Raw genomic sequence first — 16837 nt, 5'->3', positions numbered from 1 at the left:
TCCGAGTACAATGATGCAAGGCAAAGCTACTAGCATCGATCTGCGCCATCAAGGGAGTTAGAGGTTAGTTTGCGTACTGTTTTTCCTATAGTATGTACAATACATAAATCAGACCAGGCGAGCAGCCCTCGGCAATATCATAAGATGCGTCTTTGTCTTTAAGTCTCTGCTGTCTTCGTAGTTGAGCATCTCTGGCCTGCTCTTTAACCGCCTCAAACTCCTTCTGACCTCCGCTCAATAAACTTAAGCGAACCTCGTTCCATCCACAACTACCGGTATGAACCGTTCCGATCGGAACCGTGAGCGCAAGAATCAACGATACAGAGCAAACAATGACCGCAACCCACCTCAATCGAAACGACCGAATCTTCGAGCGACTAAGTGCGAGTAGGCTGATTGCGAGCACGCTTATCGCGGCAATGAATATAAATACAACAAACCAGTGCACTATATCGAAGGCTTGATAACCCCTCCTTAATGCAAATATTTGAGACACAGATCTACTGATATTCGATTCGTTTAGAACTAGTGGTACAGCCATTGCCCATAAGAAGATAAGTCCATAGTCAATTGGCTTGATTATGTACTGTATTTTATGATTCTTATCTCTTTGGATTATATCGCCAATCCACACAATTCCGGCGACAGCTAGCCCAATGAGTAATACGATTAGATTTACTTCTTGATCGCCCCGCCTAGCATACGCACCCACTAGCAGGTTAAAGCTTCCGAAACAGACAAAAGCTACGACGATAGTTCTGATAAGCTTATTCACACTAATGATTATACATTAGCATAATCAATAAACATCTGACTAAAAAGATTATCGCAAAGAAAAAAGATCCACAAACGTGAATCATTTTTCTTGGCTCCGGCAGCTGGGCTCGAACCAGCGACCTAATCGTTAACAGCGATCCGCTCTACCACTGAGCTATGCCGGAATACTAGGGTATTATACCTGTTAAACTGGGGTTTGGTCAAGCGGGAAAGTTTCAGGTTTCGATTGATTCATTTTGTAAAATCGCCAGTGCTTTCTGCAATAACAGCGCCTCCTTCTTACTTTCTTCGAATTCTTTGCTTTCTCGCAGCTTTATTTCTCGCTTAAGCCAGTCAATATGGGAAGTATTCTTATTTACTTCGCCACCCGCCTGCTTTTCTTCAACAACCTCTAACGAACGGGCGGAGTTATCGCGCTTTAGTAGTAACCCCTGCGCAATTAAACCGTTCACATGTACCGCCACTGTAGAAACCGACTTGTAGTCGAGTGCGCGCATTACCTCGCGGTAGCTTGGCCCGTAGCCGTTCGTCTTTATAAACTCATCGATATACACTAGCAGTTCGTGCTGTTTTTTGGTTGCTCTATTTTCGGCCATATTTACCCCCTGCTAGCGCCACCGCGGCGAGCCCCCACCATACAATTGATACCGTGTCATCTACCCAAACAGGTAGAAGTAATCCGATAAGACATAGCCCGATACCGCCCGCAAACAAACCAAGACTTAGCCAATCTTCGCGTTGCCCCCATAATCGGGCAAAAACTAGTACATTTAGCGCAACAAACAGCGCCAGCCCTAGCCAACCAATCTCGTGCGCCACAAACAAATACTGGTTTTCGATAATAACCGTCGCGTCGCCGTGCAGTGATGCCGAGCCCGTACTGCCAACCCCGGCGCCCATAGGCTGGTTTAGCAGACGATCGATGCCAAATGCCAGCGACGATACATGCGCGTCGTTCGAGCTGATTGCGCTGCCATTTTCGCTTTCGTGAAGAAGCACGTTCTGGACCAACGAGCCATTCCAATTTAACACCAGCGCGCCCGCCATAGCGCCCACAACAGCAAACGATGCAATCCAGGCCGTGCGCGATAGTTTGCGAAGTTGCGTCATAGCGATCACCAGCAACACCGCGGCGATTCCCGCCACAAGGGCACTTCGCGAGTAGCTTATCCATAGCGCCACCGCGCCACACACCGCTAGCACAACAATTCCAATTCGCACTTTCGTGTTTTCAAGATCAAAACGCTTGCGCACGATAGCCGCCGTGACCAACGCCAACACTACGCCAGCGTACGCCCCCAGCGGGTTAGGGCCGCGCAACGTGCTATTAACACGGATGTAATCCGGGTTTTTATCGACTGTAAGATACGGCATGATCGTATCGCGACTATAACCAATATGCGACAAAATATCCGGTGGCAAAAACAACTGAAGCGTCGCAAACCCTACTACTACGAACGCACCTGCAATCGCCACTTTTATAAACAGAGCTTTATACTGTGGCAGCGCTCGAACAGCAATATATACAAGGCTAAAGAACGCAACAAAACGCAAATCGATCGCAAGACCGGCGAGCGTTGGGGCTGTGCCCTGGAAGAAAACCACCGCAAGCACTCCATGAAGTAGCGCAAACGCCAGAATAATATGAAAAAGCCAATCTTGCACCAGCTGACCCCACATGCCACGACGCGTCGCTATATATATCGCAAGTGGAAGCGCCACGAGCATCAAAATCTCTTTCCAGGATTTTATTAACAGATTGAAATCGGGAAATAACACCCCCAACCCAACACTTATTGGCGCATGTAGCACGATACCCGCGAATATCGCCACTAGTATTCCGATATATATCTTTTCTAGACGTGTGACTTTCATTATCTCTAGTGTAACTAAAAAATGGTATAATAACAGCTATAGATGCCATCAAAGAATACAAAGTTCTATAGTCTTATCCTTGTTGCTGCCGATTTTCTTGTGCTGCTTGGCGCTTTTACGATTGCCTATGTTTTACGAGTACAGTACGATCCTCGCCCGCTTCTTACACAGGTATACGCCTACCAATACCTGCTAAACTTTCTTTTTCTCGTTCCATTCTGGATACTCACCTTTGCAACCCTTGGCCTTTACCAGTCCAACACGTACAACCGTCGTCTTGTCGAATGGGGTAAAATCGCCATTGGTACTGTTATCGGTATTCTTATCGTTATTGGCTGGGAATATTTTAGCGGCCAGCACCTGTTTCCAGCGAGGCTTGTCGCCGTTTATGCACTTATTGGGTCGTTCAGCCTCATACTTATAGAGCGTGAGCTGCTTCGCCTTACGCGCAGCATGCTGTTTTATTTTGGCCATGGCACCAGCCGGGTGCTTGTTATTGGCGATAGCGATGCCACGCGCGACATTGCCGACAGCCTGTCCAACACCTACCGTAGTGGCTACAAAATCGTTGCCATTGCTGGCCCAAAAAGCGTGTTACCGCCCGGCCTCGACGTAAAACATTTTTCATCTGTTGATAGGGCGCTTGAACAAATCAAACAACTTCGCATCACTACTATCATTCAGACCGATCTCTATGCATCGGCAGAGCGCAACCAGCGAATTTTGGGTGCAGCACAGGTAAATCATATCAGTTACAGCTTTATTCCGGGTGAGGGCGAGTTTTATTCCGGTAAAAACACCGTCGACGTATTCCTTGGCTACCCTATGATTTCGGTCAGCCAAACGCCGCTAGTGGGTTGGGGTGCAATCGCCAAACAGGTGTTCGATGTGATCGTGTCGTTCCTTCTCATTGTTGTTTTGTCGCCGCTTTTCGCCGTGCTTATTATTCTGCAAAAAATCCTCAATCCTGGACCTATCTTTTATGTCAGTAAGCGACTAAGCAAGTTCTCCGAACCCGTACGCCTGATAAAATTCCGCAGCATGAGCGCAAAGTACGGCAAGCGCGACGCCGCTATTGAGTTCCGCGAAATGGGCCGCGAGGACTTGGCGCAGGAGTACGAAAAAAACCGCAAGGTTGTACACGATCCACGCATCACCAAGTTTGGCCAGTTCCTCCGCGTAACATCGCTCGACGAATTACCACAACTCTTCAATGTCATAAAAGGCGACCTAAGCCTTGTTGGACCTCGCCCTATCTTGCCGCAAGAAACAAAGTTTTCACCCAACCGCACCGCGCTATTACACAGTGTTAAGTCGGGTGTTACCGGCCTATGGCAAGTGTCCGGGCGAAGCAACCTATCGTTCGACGAACGTATTGAACTAGAGCTTTTTTACGCACAAAACTGGAGCTTCTGGCTGGATATTAAAATCCTGTTCAAAACCGTCGCTGTCGTATTTCGTAAAAGAGGTGCCAAATAATGCCAGCACCTAAGATTGCTATTGTTGCTGAGTTTTTAATTGTTATGGGCGGAGCCGAACGCGTCGTTTACGAACTGCACAATGCATTTCCTGATGCACCTATTTATACCGCCATTTACGACGAAGATCGCGTACTGCCAGAGTTTAAAAAGCTGGATGTCCGCACAACCTGGCTACAAAAATTGCCTAAAAAAATCCGCAAAATGTACAAGCTTTTCCCTACACTTCAGGTAAAAGCGTTCCAAGATCTCGACCTTAGCGAGTTTGATATTATTATTACCAGCTCGTACTTAAACGCAAACCAAATACGCAAAACCCGTAAAGACCAAGTAATTATCTCGTACTGTCACACCCCTGCGCGCTACTACTGGAGCCACTACGAGGAGTACAAAAAGAACCCTGGCTATGGCAAACTCGACCCTATCATTCGCCTGCTTATTCCGCTGTTCGTACCACACCAGCGCAAACTAGACTACGAAGCCGCGCAAAAAGTAGACGTCTTTATCGCCAACTCTACCGAGACGCAAAAGCGTATTAAACAGTATTACGGCAAGCCAGCAACGGTCGTTCACCCGCCGGTAGATGTCGATAGGTTCGAACCCGCCCGCGAGCGTGGTGATTACTATATGACCATGGGCAGACAGCTCCCCTACAAGCGCTACGACCTTGTGGTTGCTGCATGTACAAAGCTTGGCATCCCGCTTAAAGTCTTTGGCAACGGTCCCGCACACGGCCAGTTAGAGGCCATAGCAGGCCCTACTGTATCGTTTTATACCGATAGGTTTGGCGACGCATCAGACGCCGAGCTTGAAAAAGCACTCAATCACGCCAAGGGCTGGATGTATGCCGCCGAAGAAGATTTTGGAATCGTACAGGTAGAAGCACTTGCCGCTGGCGCACCCGTTATTACCTATGGAAAAGCAGGGGCACTTGATATCGTGCAAGACGGTGAAAGCGGCATATTGTTTTACGAGCAAAGCGTTAACGCTATTGCTGAGGCAATACAAAAGGCCGAGCAGACAACGTTCCTACCCGGCACTTTGCGCCGAAAAGCCAAGCGATTCGACAAGGGATTATTTATTACAAAAATCCGCAAAATAGTTAGCGACAACAGCCGCTAACTATTGGCCGCCGTACCCCCAGTAGCCCGCCGCCTTGTGATAATTTGCTACCTTAACAGGTGTTGTCATGCCATCCTCTGCTTTGTTTACGGCCGCGATATATAATTCACTACTGTTTTTCGTTAGTAAAATGTAATCGTCACTATACCAGCCAAACACTGTATAGTCTGACTCTGTAGCGATCTCCTTGCCAGCAGCACCAGCACTATTTCCTAAAAAGATACTGTTTTTGCCGTCTCGTGCCTCATACCACAAGGTTTTCTCGCCGTCAGGAGAGGTTCGTCGAAGCGGATAGCTTGTATCCCAGTATGTCTCGTCTGTGGTGTTTAGCGTTGATACGTTGCCGCTATCGTATTGAAAGTATTGATTAGCTTTATTATCAGAAGAAGCTTGGATACTAAACTTAACCGGCGACATGTAGCGCAGTTGTACGTTTCCGTAATAATTCATTGAGAACTCTTTGATTTTAACCTTGTTCGTGCCGTCAATATTTACGGTGACGACGGCATTCTTTTTAGTGGTTTTTGAATACATTGCCTCGCCACGCTCCCAAGATATCGAGTATGCCAGTTTACCGTCTACGATAATTGGTCCATCGAGCCGCTCGTACTCGTACTTTACCTGCGTGCCAGAACCCTGAGATTCTGCAATACTTACGATCTTTGACGTATTTATATCGTAGCTCTTAATTGCATAGCGTCCGCTCTCCCAATTCCGCTTGCTATTACGATAAATACTGTAGACGAAAGTATGATCCGACCATCCTACCGGACTAAACGACGAATCACTCCCTTTATCAACAAGTGTCAAAGAATTTGTCTTTGTATCGACAAGATATAATTGTCCTTTAAAACTTGTGTCGCGTCGCGCTGAAAGCATGAGATATCGCCAGTCCGATGATGGGAAGAGGCGAGTGTCATTATCTGATTCGTTCCCAGTACCTTTAACGATCACGGTCGCGCCACTACCGTCAAGGTTCGATTTCATGACATCAATCTTTCCAGATTTTTTACTGAGGTAAAAAAGCGATCCGCTAGGGGTAGCTGTAAAGACATTTGCGTCTGATTGGTCGCTCGCCTTTACTTTAACTGTCGCTTCATTATAGCCATCGCGCATCACTTTGCCGTCGAAAGTGTCTTTGTCTGCTGGCAATACCATCGTGGCAATACCCTTGTCGTTAGTGACAGATGTAATACCGCCAACAGATACGGTCGCGCCCATTAGCGCTGCTTTTGTGATTTTATTCGTTACACTCACAACCACCTGGCGCCCCGTAGCGACAAGTGATGCCTTTACTTCTTTAGCCTCACCAAATACCGGCACCTCGTAGGCCTGGTTCATGTCGGTGTAATACGCCTTCGTCACTCGCAAAGTATACTCGCCCGCAGGGACATTCGAGATATCAACAACTCCGTTCGCATCGGTCTTCGCTGTAAAACTCCCGAGCACTAATTCGGCGTCGCTAACAGGCTTTTGAGTCGTCGAATCGGTAACTGCAATATGAACATTCCGTTTAATAAACGATCCGGCAATTGCATAACGAGACGCAGGAATAGCATAAATCACGCCAGCAATGACCACCAAAGCAACCAAAACCGAAACAACTTTGCCTTTTTTAGACCCGAAAAATCGCCCCATCCGCTCTTTGAATGAGTTTTTCTTTGCAACGCTCAGATGAGTCTCTGGCGCGTGGGTTTCTTCGATTTCTGGCTGTTCGTTTTCGGTCATGGTTTTCCCCTTTTATCCTTAAATCATAGGTGATAAAAGGGGAAGTTACAATGATAAAAGTCAAATCTATTCTACGGTAACGCTTTTTGCAAGATTTCGCGGTTGATCCACATCATTACCGCGGCCAACTGCTACATAATAAGCAAATAGTTGCTGTAATACGTTTATAGCAATCGGCGCGAGAACATCAAGTTTCGTATCGATCCGGACAACCGTTTCGGCATCCACATCCTTTTTACTGTTTGTAAATACAACAACATGGCCACCACGGGCGTTAATCTCGGAAAGACCGCTGATAGACTTATCGTAAAGCCAACCCTCCATAAGAAGCATTACTTCGAAAAACCTGTCGTCGATAAGAGCAATCGGACCATGTTTTAGCTCGCCTGTCGCGTAGCCTTCCGCCTGGATATATGAAATTTCCTTTAATTTTAGCGCACCCTCAAGCGCAGCCGGAAATAGCGTGTCACGTCCTAAATATAGTGCGTGATCATACTTGGCGTACTTTTTTGCGACTTTCGCCATTTCTTTGATATGGCTTTTTATCACCTTTTCGATTTCATCTGGCAAAATCGCCAGTTCTTCCACAAACGACGCTGTGCGCTGCACGCTCACACCCTTTGCCTGCGCCACCTGCACGCCAAACATCGTCATAGCTGCAACCTGCGACGTAAAGGCTTTGGTGCTCGCCACAGATATTTCGGGGCCAGCGTGAACATACACGCCACCATCTACTTCGCGGGCAATCGTAGAGCCGACAGCATTAATAATGCCGAGTGTTCGCACCCCACGCCGTTTTATTTCGCGAAGACAGGCAAGCGTATCTGCCGTTTCGCCTGATTGCGATACGATAAGCGCCACACTATTCTCGGGCATGTGGAACGACCTATAACGGAATTCCGAGGCAATCACTACATCTACCGTTAAGCCATCGACAAGCTGCTCTAGGTAGTAAGAGGCGAGGAGCCCGGCATAGTATGCCGTACCACACCCAATAATCGTTACGTGCTTAATGTCACGAAGCTCATCGGCTGTCATATTAAGCCCACCCAATTGAACTCGCTTTTCATCTAGAATAACTCGACCGCTTAATGTTGATCGAAGCGTCGACGGCTGCTCGCTGATTTCTTTTAACAAAAAGTGGTCATATCCCTGTTTTTGGATAACCTGCATGTCCATCTCAATCGTCTCTACCTTAGCAGAAACTGGGTGGGAGTTCATATCCTGAAGCTCCACCCCACCAGACGTACAGATTGCCATCTCACCATCGTTCAGGTAGATAGCCTGTGACGTATGGCCAATAAGTGCCGAGGCGTCGCTTGCAATCAGCGTTTCGTCTTTTCCAACGCCAATAATCAGCGGACTACCCATACGCGCAACCACTATTTCATCTGGCTGGCGCACCGAAACCACGGCAATACCGTAGGTACCAACCACTAGTTCTAGGGCCTGGCGCACCGCGTCTTTGAGCGATGTCTTTGTATCATAAAAAGAGTTGATCAGCGCTGCCAAAACCTCGGTGTCCGTTTGGCTTGCAAACGTGTGGTTTTTTAGCTCCTGCTTCAACTCTTTGTAGTTTTCGATAATGCCGTTATGCACGATATAAATATCGCCGGCCTGGTGCGGGTGGGCGTTCCTTACCGATGGCTCCCCATGCGTCGCCCACCTTGTGTGCCCTATCCCAACCATATCGTGGTTTTCGCTTGCCGCCACCAGATTGCCGAGTTCGCTCACCTTGCCAATTGCCCTTAATAGCGTCGCCCTCTTCGCCTTATCGACAGTGATTATCCCTGCCGAATCGTACCCACGGTACTCCAAACGCCGCAAACCGCCAAGTAAAACATCTTGCGCGTCGCGCTTACCAATATACCCGACAATTCCGCACATACAGCTATCCGCCTTTCGATTATTTTTTGTGACCGAGCGCTTGGTTAATGCGCGTTGATGAATCAGCTTTTTCGTCACCACCTACGCCAAATACCATAGTAATTCCATACTCGTCACATACAGCCGCTTCGGGCCCAGGTAGGGCATCGGTCGATACTCGGTCGCCACCATTCGCAAAAATAATTTCGTCATTTGGATGTTCTTTTGCGATCATCTCTAAGGTTTTCGTTACCGGCGGATCCTGGTCGATCGCAAGCACTACCTCGTCAACATCGCGAAGCGCCCGCATTAAGCGCATTCGGTTTTCAGCGGTAAGAATCACTTTATCTTTTTTAAGAATTTGCTGCGCATCATTATTTACAACAACGATGAGCCTATCACCCATTTTTGCCGCCGCTTCAATCATATCCATATGGCCACCATGTAGCGGATTAAAAAAGCCGCTAACGATTACAATTTTCATGCTTCTACCCCTTTCGAACTAAGCTTCTAAATAATACAGACGAATGCGAAAGATTGTGTCCGTATTACCATTATAACTGATATACTAGAGCCATGAATATTCTCGTTACGGGTGGCGCTGGCTATATAGGCAGTCACACAATAGTTGAACTTATCGCAAAAAATCATAGCGTCCATATTGTGGACAACTTCTCAAATAGTAGTCCTGAAGCAGTACGCCGCATTGAAGAAATTACCGGAGCTGCGATTCCCGTCAGTTCATTTGACGTGCAAGATAAAGTAAAACTTAGCGAACTATTTAATCAGCACGCTTTTGATGCCGTTATCCACTTTGCCGGATTAAAAGCCGTAGGTGAATCGACAGCAGACCCACTTTTGTACTACCGAAACAATGTCGTATCGTCGATCGCCCTACTTGAGGTCATGAAAGAGCATCGGGTCAAGAAGCTTGTCTTCAGCTCGTCGGCCACTGTTTACGGAGCTGCGCCTATTCCTTATATCGAAACATATCCTGCCGGACAAGGAATCACAAACCCTTATGGACAAACAAAGTACGTTATCGAAGAGATAATGCGCGACACTGCAAAGGCAGACCCATCTAACGAATTTACCGTTCTACGCTATTTCAACCCAATCGGCGCACACCCTAGCGGCAAAATCGGCGAACATCCAGACGGTATTCCTAATAATCTTATGCCTTTCATAACACAGGTCGCGACCAAAAAACGCGATAAACTGATGATTTTCGGCAACGATTACGACACTATAGATGGTACCGGCGTGCGCGACTATATTCACGTCGTTGATCTTGCCAAAGGACATGTCGCCGCACTCGAACACTCAAAACCTGGCACGGCAACTTACAATCTTGGCACAGGAGAAGGAACGTCGGTATTAGAGCTTGTTCATGCCTTTGAAAAAGCTTCCGGAGTGACAATTCCCTACGAAATAGCACCTCGACGCCCCGGTGATTTGCCAGAATATTACGCCGATGCGAGTAAGGCACTCGAAGAGCTGGGGTGGAGAACGAGCAAAACCATAGAAGACGCCTGCGCTGATTCTTGGCGCTGGCAATCACAGAATCCAGAAGGGTACGTCACACATGGATAAGGTTAGTAAAATAAGTAAGCAGTTTGCGCGCTATTTTGGCGCCGCGCTTGTCGGCTATGTTATCGACTTTGGTACACTTATACTTCTTCACGAGATCTTTCACGTTCACTACCTAATAGCCGCTTCAAGCGGATTTGTCGCAGGACTCTGTGTCCTTTTTGTACTTAGTAATAAGTACGTGTTTGGGCAATCAAAGCTATCGTCAAAAGCAGCCGAGTTTTCTCTTTTTGCGATCATTGGGCTCGTTGGCCTTCTTATTCTAAACGCAGGAATGTGGCTTCTGACAGACGTTTCGGGGTTGAACTATATTCTTTCCAAGATTCTAGCAACTGTCCTCGTGTATATCTGGAACTTTTTCGCCAGGCGCAGCCTCTATCACGATAAATAATCCCTGTTATTTATCGATATCGTAGACGCTTTGGACAAATCGTACAGCTTTTTCTAAACACTCTACGTTCGTGCCCGCATCGCCTGGCCGCATCTCAATTGAAAGGATTTTATCGTAATTAATATCGTTAAGCGCACGTGCGGCAGCACGATGATCGACCTCTTCAAGATCCTCCACCTGACCTAGCATTGGAGAGCTTATGTGGAAATGCTCGAGAATATCACTAAAGTTCCTGATAGAATCGCCAAGGTCATCCCCGGCCAAAGCCATACACGCCGTATCAAGATGAAGTCCAAAGCCTGGATTATTTACCCGTCGCACCAGCTCCGCACCTTCCGCGGCATTGGTAATAAAATCACAATTATACTGGGGGGCGTTTGGCTCAAGACAAAGCACCACTCCTTCACGAGCAGCTACATCACCAAGCGTGCCGAAAAAATCAGTCGCTATGCTTGTCGCATTTTCGAGATCCATATCACCACGACGACGATTCTTAGGAGAGCCGAATACAAGCTTCTTTGCCCCCATTACCCCTGCAAGCTCCAAAAACCTACTCATATAATTGATCGTCTCTGTTCTAATTTCTGCGCTCTCAAAAATAGTAAGGTCAGGTCGTGCAAATAACATCGACTGAAATGCCGAAACGGTAATTCCCCGTTGCGCCCACCACTCCACATAACGCTTTGCGTCCTCCGCTGTCGTCATCGTAGGATCATCCCACAGTTTCGTTGGAGCAATTTCTACATGTCGCACTCCCAGCTCTTGCAACTTTGAAGCTATCGCCTCCTCTTCCTCATTTGTCCAGGCAATACTTGATACCGCTAACTTCATAGCGACTCCTTTTCCTGCTCTACAAATTTCCTGATATCTTCAAGTACTTGATCTTTGCTGTAGAGATAATCACCTTCACCTTTGTAAACGCCTGCATGCTTGCTGTGCATATCCCAGTAAGCTGGCTTAACGTCGGCTGGTTCGTTAGTGAACTCAATTCCAAAAGCGTATTTCGCAACTTCTTCAGTGCTTACCGGTGGAGTTGCCAGGTTTACAATCTGAAGATTATTATCAAGAGCTACTTGAATATCTTTCCAGATATTATCGAGGTTGTAATATTGATACACCCCATCTTTGTGAATCCTATCAACATTATTATCATGCAACAGATCAAAAATAACGTTCTTCTTTAGACCCTTACCAAAAAGACCGGGCAAGCGAACAATTGTTGTATTAAAGTTCTCAAGACAAAATTGCTCAAGATGATACCTATTGGCGCCGTAGGGCAAAAGTCCATCTGTCTCTATGACAGTGTCTTCGTTGGCACCATTGGGATTCTTATAGACCCCTACTGTCGAAATAAGGACTAGTTTTTTAATTTTCGTCTTACTAATATGACCAATGTATTCATCGATCTCAGCCAGATCCTTTTCTCCCTCTTGGTTGATCCGCCACATTTCCGCGCGATTTGCAGCGCTTACAACAAGATCGTATTCTTTTCCTTCAATATCTGCAATATTTTGACTATTATACATATCGTCAAACGAAGCCTGGTTGGCAATATTGCCCCCCACAAATCCCGTAAAGCCTATTAGTGCCGTTTTCATATCAGTAGCTCCTCTATATTGATTCTGTTTCCATTCTAACAGAATACGATTCCAGTCTCTTATTTTTGTTTATTAGATGGTATACTACAAATAATCGTGTCGATCAAAAAACGTCTGCAAACCTTCTTCTCAAAAGAGTATGCGGGAATTAATGTTTTAACAATTCTCGCTTTATTTTTTTTGCTCTCCTACATTATTTTTTCTATCTTATTTACAATAAATAGCGCTACAGATGTTAGAACTTTTCCAGCTAACGGTACGTTCCAGCTCTACAATCCACTACAGCGACTAGATGCTGGACAATCTGTCGGGCATGATTTTCCATTTTTCCACGGCATAGGAGTACCTTGGCTGCATTTTCCATTATTCAAACTACTAGGCGGTAATCTTTTTGCTGCTGAGTTTGCTAAGTTTGCAGTATCGATAACACTCTTCTTTGTTAGCTCGTTTATTTTTTTCTGGGCGTATTTTCGAGATAAGCGAAAGACAATTATCGCTACTGCGTTATTCACCACGCTAGCGCTTTATTTCATCCCGCTCATCACTCCAGGCAACTCGCTTCTTGGACTGCGTAGTACGCTACCAATATTAGTAGCGGCTGCGCTCGTCTGGAACACTTCCCGCAGTGTGACTATATTGAGTAGGCGCATATCGTACACCGACATTGCCGCTATTATATTACTAGCCATCGCATTTCTATGTGGCACCGAACAGGGCCTTGCAGCGCTTGTAGCTTTTGTCGTTACAAAAGGCATTATGCTCATAAAACAAAAAAAGAAAGTCTCGGGAATATTACTGCACCTAGGCTACATAATCGGAGCTGTTGTTGCGCTAATTCTTCTCCTGACCACCCTTCTTACAGCCGGCCACCCTATAGACGCTCTTCGTTACGCGCTCATAGACATACCAAGCGACCAGGGGTGGTATTTCGGCTCTCCGCCAAATCTATTTTTCGAGTGGGAACGACTAGCTCCGGCAATTTTTCACCGTAAACTCATCGCCCTTTATGTATTCTTGGCGCTAATCGCCGCGGGACTCGTTTGGGCGCATAGAATCAAAAAGCTTCCTACGCATATTGCATACGCTTTTTTCTTCATGTTGGCATATGGAGTTATCACCTTCACCGTCAGCGCCCTCGGTTATTTCAGTCCGAATTCTCACCTTTTACCCCTTTATCGAATGTCCGGTCTTATCCTTACCGCCTTAGCCGTTCAACTCATTTTTAGTGGATACATAAAACGCGTTCTGCATAACCTTTCACGCAACAAAGGCGTAGTAGCCTTTATAGCTCGACACATTTCTCGTTTCACCGTTGGCCTACTTGCAGGATTCCTCATTGTACAAACTAATATCTACATCGTGTCGTCTAGTGAGTTTTGGATTAAGGATATCCTTGTAAAGGCAAGCCAAGCACCCGCCAAGGATGACTATTTCGTTCTAAACAAGAAGTGGAAAAAGCGCGTCGATGAGTTCCAGCCTTACATATCGAAAGGAGCGACAGTATGGTCAACCTACACGAGCGTCTATGATAGCTACTTGTCAGATACGCTCAATCCCTCCCAGGGAGGTGAAGATTATATCATCCATGCGCTCGGAGAAAAACGACGCCAATCCTATGTGTCCGATTTCATAAAAAGCAACTCAGATTATGCCATTACAATGCGTCCATTGTTTTTCTCATACGAAGAGTGGCTCATGTCAACAACGTGGGACTTCTACGATCACCTATTGACACACTACGACATAGTAGCCAAGAATGACTCACACTTTTTATGGAAGCTAAAAGATAAAGCGACAATAAGCAATATCACATACCCTACAGTGACCGCGCAGCGCGATGGAAAATCTTTTAAGCTACCGGCAAATACATCCGATAAGGCGCGTCTTTACGAAATCCATATACGCTATCAGGCTTCTGCTATTAATCCTCTGTTAAATAAAATTCCACGCTACCTTGTTAATCTTAATAACGCCTCCGCTATGGAACTCCCTGTATCCGTACCTTCCTACTCTCACGAAGCAACTTTTCCAGTAACAATTCGGGGCGGTGAACAGAATGTTACTATCACCACAGAAGTTGGCGGCGTCCTTCCTGGCTCGTTCACAATTGAAGAGCTGACTTACAAGGAAGTTCCAATCACCGAGAATAACATGCAGCTTCCCTTAGATAACCTACTAAAGAAAAAACGAAATACTTGGCGTCAAACTTAACGCGGTTTTAGTGCAGTATTAAACATTCTTGCGATAGCGAATATCTATCCACGCAAGTAGAGCCGCCAGCAATGAGGCAAAGACAGACCAATATATGTACCTGTAGTCCACCCCTATGACAACTGGCGCGTAGCTAAGGATGTAGAGAACTGCAGACATTGCAAGCGCGCACACGAATAGACGCATTGTTTTTAAGCGTTTATAGGCATAGCCCAGTAGAATACTGTTAAATACAATCCAAAACCAAGGCATAAATAACACAGAGAAATATTTATAACCAAAATCTATTACATAAACACTAAGGCTCTTGCCTAGGTCTTCGAACTTTACTTTCTGATCGAGGTCATTATCTTCGATACCGGCATTCCAGTAATAGCTAAGGCGCTCGGGTGTAAACATAAAGATACTAAAAGCGTGTAGCCTAAAACCAAGATATTCCCACGGCTTATGCTCCAACATATATCCCCAAACCGCACGAAGCGCCTCAGGATGATCATACGAGAGCCTATAACCCGCCTCTTTACCGCTACAATACGCAATGCTATTGAAAACAATATCCCTATTACGGCACTTATGAACTGCGTCTTGAATAATCTGACTTAGATCACTATCGATTCCGGCTTTACGCACATCGCTAACTGACAATGTATTGACGATATCGTCGAGCATAACAGCGGATGATGGATTCGTCGTACGTGCAGATGTTAGACCACTCACGATTGACCCGGCCACAAATGTCACTAGTACAAATGCCGCTGTATATAGTATCCTTTGACTCCTCATTCGCGTCGATATACCATAGCTGATTGCAACATAGATTAAGGGGATTGCTGCAAAAAGAGCATTATGCCGTAGAAGGCACGCGTAGAGAATCAGCAGACCAATAACGACAAGAATGCAGTAGCGAATGGCTTTTTTAAACTTTAATTGCTTCAAATAAAGTGTCAGTACGGCAGCTAAGAGTAGCGAAAACGCCATGTGACAATCCTTCCAAATCACGCCGGATATAGAAATTACAAAAGGAGCAACACCAACGACAAGTGGCAAAATTGCATATTTAACAGAGGAAGTAATGCGATGGATATATATCGCTAAAAGTACGAGACTCGCCCACAGCATTGCAAGCTGCAACATTAGCATGGAGCCCACTTTGCCTGTAATATCTAGCAAAATGCCCCACACCAAAACCATCACCGGTGGATGCCAATCGGTCACAGGCCGCTCTCCCATTACCTGCGCAAGTTGCGTAATCGAATCCGCACTCATAAAGCCAGGATAGAAGATCAGTACATTAACAATAAAAAGAATAAAACCACTAAGGACGATTGAAATAGAGACTTTATTTTTACCGATAAACTTAGTGATTTTATTCATGGGGTTATTTTTTGTACTTACCAAGAGCGGCACTAAAAAGTACTTTGAGAATATGCGCATTGCCCTTTAGGGGACTTATCTTCGTTGGCGTTTTACCACTCTTCGGATAAGCGCGCGTTACTGGTGTTTCTACGGTTTTGTATTGCTTGCGGCGCGAGCTTTCAATTGCCAAGTAGTAATGGAGTTCGTATGTCTGAAAAATATCACGAAAAACCGCAACGTCTTCATCTTTCAGTAGCGAAGCGCTATAACCGCGGAAGCCGTTCGTAGTATCTGTATGACGTTTTCGTGAAGCTAAGCTGATTAGAGGCGCGTGCAATAGGTGAAGTCCAATTTCACGCGACAGAGGAGTATTAATAGCCTTACCGCCTGGAATGAATCGTGAGCCCTGAATATGATCAAACCCATCGTCGAGAAGCTTAATAAACTGAGGAATCGCAGAGATGTCATCCTTACCATTTCCATCTACTACAACCACGCCCTCATAGCCTTCAGCAAGCGCCCAAGCGAATGCCATGCGCATTTGCGCGCTTAATTTACCAGGGCCTTTCTTTGTGAGTAAGGCTCGCACGTTTTGCTTCTTCAAGAACGCTGGCTCAAGAGACCCATCCGTACTACCACCGTCCGCAACAACAACATCGACAATATTAGAATATTTTTTCATTGCGGCCAGCTGTTTTTGAATGCGTTCGCCTTCATTAATAACAAAAACACACACGCAATATTTACTACTCTTAGGGCTTAGTTCGTTACTTTCGAAATCTGGAAACTGCCAAGATGGGAACTTTTTTCGTACGGTAGCACTTTTACTCATATTAACTCCTCTA

Annotated in this window: 15 protein-coding genes and 1 tRNA gene; 5 read left to right on the top strand and 11 right to left on the bottom strand. The window is 46.0% G+C overall.

Annotated features, from left to right (window positions below; translation table 11 throughout):
• Positions 1-85 precede the first annotated feature (85 nt).
• The 4 genes from HZB75_00180 to HZB75_00165 all read right to left on the bottom strand — a co-directional run bounded on the left by HZB75_00180 (position 86) and on the right by HZB75_00165 (position 2652).
• Positions 86-775: a hypothetical protein gene (locus HZB75_00180; GenBank protein ID QQG50915.1), complete on the bottom strand. Its 690-nt coding sequence runs from the start codon at positions 773-775 to the stop codon at positions 86-88.
• A 91-nt stretch (positions 776-866) separates the two neighbouring features.
• Positions 867-941, bottom strand: a tRNA-Asn gene (locus HZB75_00175).
• A gap of 51 nt (positions 942-992) precedes the next feature.
• Entirely contained in the window at positions 993-1373 is a 381-nt protein-coding gene (locus HZB75_00170) for a hypothetical protein (protein QQG50914.1), read from the bottom strand.
• Positions 1360-2652 (bottom strand): hypothetical protein, encoded by a 1293-nt coding sequence (locus HZB75_00165; GenBank protein QQG50913.1) that lies wholly within the window; start codon positions 2650-2652, stop codon positions 1360-1362. Before HZB75_00165 ends, HZB75_00170 begins: the two co-directional genes overlap by 14 nt.
• Before the next feature lie 42 nt (positions 2653-2694).
• On the opposite strand from HZB75_00165, the gene HZB75_00160 reads away from it, so the two are divergent.
• Entirely contained in the window at positions 2695-4131 is a 1437-nt protein-coding gene (locus tag HZB75_00160; protein ID QQG50912.1) for a sugar transferase, read from the top strand.
• Positions 4131-5252: a glycosyltransferase gene (locus HZB75_00155; protein QQG50911.1), complete on the top strand. Its 1122-nt coding sequence runs from the start codon at positions 4131-4133 to the stop codon at positions 5250-5252. Before HZB75_00160 ends, HZB75_00155 begins: the two co-directional genes overlap by 1 nt.
• Here HZB75_00155 and HZB75_00150 read toward each other — a convergent pair whose 3' ends face one another.
• The 3 genes from HZB75_00150 to HZB75_00140 all read right to left on the bottom strand — a co-directional run bounded on the left by HZB75_00150 (position 5253) and on the right by HZB75_00140 (position 9330).
• On the bottom strand, positions 5253-6980 hold the full coding sequence (locus tag HZB75_00150; protein ID QQG50910.1) for a carboxypeptidase regulatory-like domain-containing protein: 1728 nt from the start codon (positions 6978-6980) through the stop codon (positions 5253-5255).
• Positions 6981-7046: 66 nt separating this feature from the next.
• Positions 7047-8867 carry a glutamine--fructose-6-phosphate transaminase (isomerizing) gene (gene glmS / locus HZB75_00145; protein QQG50909.1) on the bottom strand — a complete coding sequence of 607 codons (1821 nt, stop codon included), beginning with the start codon at positions 8865-8867 and terminating at the stop codon, positions 7047-7049.
• A gap of 19 nt (positions 8868-8886) precedes the next feature.
• Complete coding sequence (locus HZB75_00140) at positions 8887-9330, bottom strand: adenylyltransferase/cytidyltransferase family protein (GenBank protein ID QQG50908.1); 444 nt, start codon at positions 9328-9330, stop codon at positions 8887-8889.
• Positions 9331-9422: 92 nt separating this feature from the next.
• Between HZB75_00140 and galE the strand changes: the two genes are divergently transcribed.
• Together galE and HZB75_00130 are read left to right on the top strand one after the other, a co-directional pair.
• Positions 9423-10439 carry a UDP-glucose 4-epimerase GalE gene (galE, locus tag HZB75_00135; protein QQG50907.1) on the top strand — a complete coding sequence of 339 codons (1017 nt, stop codon included), beginning with the start codon at positions 9423-9425 and terminating at the stop codon, positions 10437-10439.
• A complete protein-coding gene (locus HZB75_00130) occupies positions 10432-10827 on the top strand; it encodes a GtrA family protein (GenBank protein ID QQG50906.1) in 396 nt (131 codons plus the stop codon). Before galE ends, HZB75_00130 begins: the two co-directional genes overlap by 8 nt.
• A gap of 6 nt (positions 10828-10833) precedes the next feature.
• Here HZB75_00130 and HZB75_00125 read toward each other — a convergent pair whose 3' ends face one another.
• Both HZB75_00125 and HZB75_00120 read right to left on the bottom strand, forming a co-directional pair.
• The gene (locus HZB75_00125) at positions 10834-11658 is read right to left on the bottom strand and encodes a TIM barrel protein (GenBank protein QQG50905.1); all 825 of its coding nucleotides are present in this window, start codon (positions 11656-11658) and stop codon (positions 10834-10836) included.
• Entirely contained in the window at positions 11655-12425 is a 771-nt protein-coding gene (locus HZB75_00120) for a pyridine nucleotide transhydrogenase (protein QQG50904.1), read from the bottom strand. Before HZB75_00120 ends, HZB75_00125 begins: the two co-directional genes overlap by 4 nt.
• A gap of 96 nt (positions 12426-12521) precedes the next feature.
• Between HZB75_00120 and HZB75_00115 the strand changes: the two genes are divergently transcribed.
• Complete coding sequence (locus tag HZB75_00115) at positions 12522-14636, top strand: hypothetical protein (GenBank protein QQG50903.1); 2115 nt, start codon at positions 12522-12524, stop codon at positions 14634-14636.
• Between the two features lie 18 nt (positions 14637-14654).
• Here HZB75_00115 and HZB75_00110 read toward each other — a convergent pair whose 3' ends face one another.
• Together HZB75_00110 and HZB75_00105 are read right to left on the bottom strand one after the other, a co-directional pair.
• Complete coding sequence (locus HZB75_00110; protein QQG50902.1) at positions 14655-16010, bottom strand: hypothetical protein; 1356 nt, start codon at positions 16008-16010, stop codon at positions 14655-14657.
• Positions 16011-16014: 4 nt separating this feature from the next.
• Positions 16015-16824: a glycosyltransferase family 2 protein gene (locus HZB75_00105; protein ID QQG50901.1), complete on the bottom strand. Its 810-nt coding sequence runs from the start codon at positions 16822-16824 to the stop codon at positions 16015-16017.
• Positions 16825-16837: the final 13 nt, after the last annotated feature.

It is taken from the genome of Candidatus Saccharibacteria bacterium, assembly GCA_016432585.1.
Taxonomy (GTDB): domain Bacteria; phylum Patescibacteriota; class Saccharimonadia; order Saccharimonadales; family Saccharimonadaceae.
Note: the sequence above shows the minus strand (reverse complement) of the source record. Positions and strands in the feature narration are given on the sequence as shown.